The 5,408-nt window shown below is 37.8% G+C and carries 2 protein-coding genes; both read right to left on the bottom strand.

Features of this window, described 5'->3' with window-relative positions:
- On the bottom strand, window positions 1-2,381 hold a 2,381-nt coding region (alaS, locus tag ENL20_09075; protein ID HHE38709.1), incomplete at its 3' end, for an alanine--tRNA ligase.
- Window positions 2,382-2,744: 363 nt separating this feature from the next.
- Window positions 2,745-4,934 carry an ABC transporter ATP-binding protein gene (locus ENL20_09070; GenBank protein HHE38708.1) on the bottom strand — a complete coding sequence of 730 codons (2,190 nt, stop codon included), beginning with the start codon at window positions 4,932-4,934 and terminating at the stop codon, window positions 2,745-2,747.
- Window positions 4,935-5,408: the final 474 nt, after the last annotated feature.

Here is a 5,408-nt window from a genome sequence, read left to right as displayed (position 1 = left end):
TTATTTATGAGTAGAGCGTGTTTGATCAATTCGTCCATTTTACTTCCGGAAGATTTAATTCTGAAATTCCTGATCTTCAAATGCAGTTCTTTATTTTCGGATAAAATTTTCTTCATTTTTTCCATTACTTTGAATTGCGGAGTATTCAAGAACCTGCCGATCTCATCAAATTCCTCTTCCATTACTTTCACATAATTTTCTGCTCGTTCTCCGGTTATAGCTTCGATTCTGCGGATTCCGGCAGCGATCGAGGATTCGGAAGTTATCTTGAAAAAGCCAATTTCTCCAGTAAAATTCAGATGAGTTCCACCGCAAAGTTCTTTGGAAAAATCTCCGATGGAAACGACGCGAACTTCTGCATCATATTTTTCTCCAAAAAGAGCAGTTGCTCCCTCTTTTTTCGCATCATCGATATTTTTATATTCAGTTTGGAGAGGAATGCATTCGCGGATTTTCTGATTAACGATTTTTTCCACAAAATCCAGTTCCCGTTTGGTAACCTGTTGGAAATGAGTAAAATCAAAACGCAGATGTTCTGAATTCACAAGAGAACCTTTTTGTTGGACATGATCACCCACAACTTCTCTTAATGCTTTATGGAGAAGATGAGTTGCAGTATGATTACGAGCGATATTTTTCCGATAGTCACTCTCGATAATTGCTGTAAATTCCTGCTCATTGATCTCTCCTGAAACAAGTTTTCCAAGATGGATCCAAACATCATTTTCCTTTTGCACATTTGTGATCTTTATTTCACATTCATTATTAAAAATTCTTCCAATATCTGCAACTTGACCTCCGGATTCAGCATAAAATGGAGTTTTATCGAGAACAATTTTAACATTATTCTCATCATCGATAAAATATTTTAGAATTTTACAGGAAGCGCTATTAAACTGATAGCCGACAAAATCTGTTTTTTTTGTGGATTGGAATTCTATCCAGTCTATTTCTTCGATATTCAGATCGAATTTTGCTGCATCTCGAGCGCGTTTTTTCTGCTTATCCATTTCTTTGTGAAAGCCTTGTTCATCGACTTCCAATCCTTTTTCTTCTGCCATAACTTTAGTCAGATCGAGTGGAAAACCGAAAGTATCATAAAGCATAAATGCGTCTTTTCCGGTAATGATCTTACTTTTTCCTTGAACTGTGTCCTTTGTCCCTTTTGTTATTTCCCTGAACTTCGTAATTCCATTATCGAGAGTCAGATTAAATCTTTCTTCTTCCGCTTTGATGATCAATTTAATATGAGATTGCTTTTCCTTTAGTTCGGAAAAATGATTTCCTAACAAATCCGCGACCGATTCGACAAGTTCATAAAGAAACGGTTTTTTCAGTCCAAGGATCCTTCCATGTCTAGCGGCTCGTCTCAATATTCTTCGCAAAACATATCCTCGACCTTCATTGGAAGGCATTCCGCCGTCAGCAAGAGCGAAACTCAAAGCCCGAATGTGATCGGCTATAACTCGATGAGAAGTTCCGTCATAATTAACTACTGAATGCACGGAGGACACGGAGTTTTGTTTTTGTTTATTTTGTGTCTTTTGTGCATTTTCGTGGCAATTGGTTTTATAATTAATTCCTGAAATTTCTGCAATTTTCTCGATGATCGGCATAAAAAGGTCGGTATGATAATTGGAATCAGTGTTTTGCAGAACCTGCACTATTCGCTCAAATCCTGCTCCGGTATCGACAAATTTGTTGGGAAGCGGATGCAGTTTTCCGCTTTCATCGCGATTGAACTGGATAAAAACCAGGTTCCAGAGTTCGATGTATCGATGGCAATCTCCATTCACTTTACATTTATGATTCGGATCATCCTGCAGATTGCAGAACTCGATCCCGCGATCGATATGAATTTCGGAACAAGGTCCACAGGGTCCGGTTGCTGCCATTTCCCAGAAATTATCTTTATCACCGTGAAATTCGATATGTGATGGATCGATATCAGTTTCTGTTTTCCAGAAATTATATGCTTCCTCATCGGTTTTGTGAACTGTTGCAAAGAGTTTATCTTTCGGCAGTTTCCAGATATCGGTAAGAAGTTCCCAAGCCCAGGTTATTGCTTCTTTTTTGTAATAATCTCCGAAACTCCAATTACCGAGCATCTCAAAAAATGTGTGATGATAACCGTCTTTTCCAACTTCTTCCAGATCGTTGTGTTTGCCGCCGGCACGAATACATTTTTGAGTATTAACAATACGCAGAAATTCAGGTTTCGTCTGTCCCATAAAGATATTTTTGAACTGGTTCATGCCGGCATTCGTGAAAAGTAAAGTCGGATCATCAATAGGAATGACGGGAGCAGACTTAACCGCTTTGTGATTTTTATCGATAAAAAAATCAATGAATTGCTTTCTGATTTCTTTGCTGCTTAACATATTTTTCCTCTTTTTCTAAACCGCGAATGAATACTAATTTACACAATTATCTTCTCCCCACGAATTACACGAAAGGTCGCGAAAAGAAATTAATATAATTTTGTGTTAGAAATTTTTAGACAGAGTAACTGTGTAAAGAAAAAAAGGTGAGTATATTAGGAAACTTGCCATTAAATCTTCAACTAAATGCGCTCTCTCAACAGGTCCCATCTTTAGGGCTTCTTCTAAAAAAGTTTTATGAGTTAGCATCGCCTAACCTTCTAATTCAAACTTTCCAAATTTCAGAAATTTGGCAAGTTTATATTTTTCCAACTGAATTGTTTGGATTACATATCAGTGTTTTTCATTGTTCTCTATGTTGAATTACAAATACTGCAACCGATAAAGATCATAATACAAACCTTCTTTTGCCAGCAATTCCTGATGTGTTCCTTCTTCACGAATTTCACCTTTATGCAGAACCAGAATGCGGTCAACATGCTGGATCGTGGAAAGCCGGTGTGCAATGATGATGGAAGTGCGGTTTTCCATCAGTTTTTTCAGAGCATCTTGAATGAGGATTTCGGTTTCCGTATCGATATTGGAAGTTGCTTCATCGAGTACGAAAATTGCCGGATCATATGCCAGAACCCGTGCAAAAGCGATAAGCTGTCGCTGTCCGACAGAGAAAGTCGCTCCACGCTCCATTACCGGATCGTTGTATTTTTGGGGAAGCTTTTCAATAAATTTGTGGACATTTACATATTTGGAAACCTGCTGCATTCTTTCCTCGGAAATTGTCTTGTCGTTCAAAACGATGTTCTCTTTGATCGTTCCGGAAAAAAGAAAAACATCCTGCTGCACGATCCCGATATTTCTCCGCAAATCTTCTAATGAATAATCCCGAATGTCTTTCCCATCTATTTTTATCTCCCCTTTTTGAAACGGATATAATCCCGAAATTAAACTGATGATGGAAGTTTTCCCTGAACCAGTATGACCAACCAGTGCGATCTTCTCACCTGCTTTCACTTTAAAGGAAACATTCTTCAAAACATCTTCATTTTCTTTATACTGCAGCCACACATTCTGGAATTCGATCTCGCCCCGAAATCCAATTTTCTTTTTCCTACTTGTCCGGGCGTAGCGCAGCGAAGCCTGATCTCCTGTTTCCCGTTTCCTATCTCCTTTCTCCTCTCTCCTATTTCCTTCTTCGACAGGTTTATCCATCAAATCAAATATTCTTTCAGAGCCGGACATCGCTGCCTGCAGGATATTGAATTTCTCGCTCAAATGATCGATCGGCTCGAAGAATCTGTCCACATAACTCATAAAAGCCATGAAAATCCCGAGCGTAATATAATTCTGCAAAACCTGTCCCAATCCGAACCAGACCAGAATAGCAACTGCAACTCGTCGCAGAGAATGAATGACAGGTCTGAAGGAAGCGAAGATTCGCATTTGGCGCATCGAGGCTTGATAGTATTCGTTGTTGATCTTTGCAAATTCCTTTTTCTTATGAGCAAGTCTATTGAAAAGCTGGATGATCTTCACACCGGAAATATCTTCAGATAAAGCGGAATTTATGCTCGCAATCTTCTTCCTTACAATCCGATATGCAACCCGAACTTTGTTTTTGAAAACGATCAAAAGTATGATCAGGAAAGGAAGGATAGTGAAGGTGACCAGAGCCAGTTTCCAGTTCAGGATGAGCATCATGATGATGATCCCGACCAGCACGAACATATCCTGAATGAGTTTGATGAGTCCTTCGCTCAACATTTCATCGAGAGTGCGAACATCGTTCGTCACGCGGGTTACCAGTCTCCCAACCGGATTTTTGTCAAAAAATGAAAGCGGCATTTTTTCGAGATGAGAAAAAAGTTTGAGCCGCAGATCATACATTGCATTTTGTGCTGCATAATTGACCGTAAAGATTTGAAAATAAGTAAACAAGAACTGCAAAAATATTATCCCGAAAAAGAGAATCCCGAACATCTTCAATTTTGAAATATCCGACGATCGGAGGATTTTCATTTCCTGTTTGGAAATTAGTCCTGAAGTTTTTAAATCATTCAAATCAGAGGATTGAATCGCCATTTTCTTTTCGGAAATTTCGATTGGTTCTATCTTACTCAAAATTCCTTTATTTTTTTCGGTATTATCCAGAACTAAAATATTCTGAAAAAATCTTCCGGATTTTTCTAATTCTTTGATTTCACCTTTTTCAAAATGATTGAGCTTTGTGTTTGAGAAAATCAGATAATACTTTTCCTTAAAATGAAAATCCTGAAATTTTATCTTTTTATATTTTTTGATAAAATCATCTTTTTCACTGGTTGATTCAAATTCGAGCAGACTTTTCCTGGAAGCGATCAGGTCATCGACCGCAACCTTTGTGATATACGGTAAAGTTAGTTCTGCCGCTGCGATGAGAAGCAAAAGAATAAATGAAATGAATACCAGAAACTTATAAGGTTTCAGGAATGCGATCAACCTTTTAAACAGAACTTTATCATACATTTTGTTCTGAATATCATCTTCGGAACCACCGTGAAAATGAGAATGTGGCATTTAGTTTTTCCTTTATTTTAACCGCAGATATATAACCTTGCGAATGGTTACAAGCAGAGGAATTCTTCTTGCTGAACCTTCGCAATGGTTGACATCGGAAAGCACCGACCATTACGGAGGTCTAATCCTATTGGAATATATGAAAGAGTTTTCAGGATTTTAAATCGTTCCTCGACCATCCGTAAGGTCTTGAGATCATTTTCCCAAAATCGAACCCAGATTTAGACCAGATTTAGAAATGACTCGACCGAATCGACAACAATTTTTTTTTCAGAAGAAATCTGTTCAAATAAATGTTTTTGTTTTTCCGTCATTTCGGAATTATATTTTGCTTCTATCAGAAAATTATCCGTCTTAAAATCTATTTCGATCCCATTTTGATAAACATAACAGGGGTTGAATTTTTTCATCTTAAAATACACTAAATTTTCAAAAACAGCACCTTTATCTCGAAATCCGGTGACCATATTCCTG

It is taken from the genome of Candidatus Cloacimonadota bacterium, assembly GCA_011372345.1.
In the GTDB taxonomy this organism is placed as follows: Bacteria; Cloacimonadota; Cloacimonadia; order Cloacimonadales; family TCS61; genus DRTC01.
Note: the sequence above shows the minus strand (reverse complement) of the source record. Positions and strands in the feature narration are given on the sequence as shown.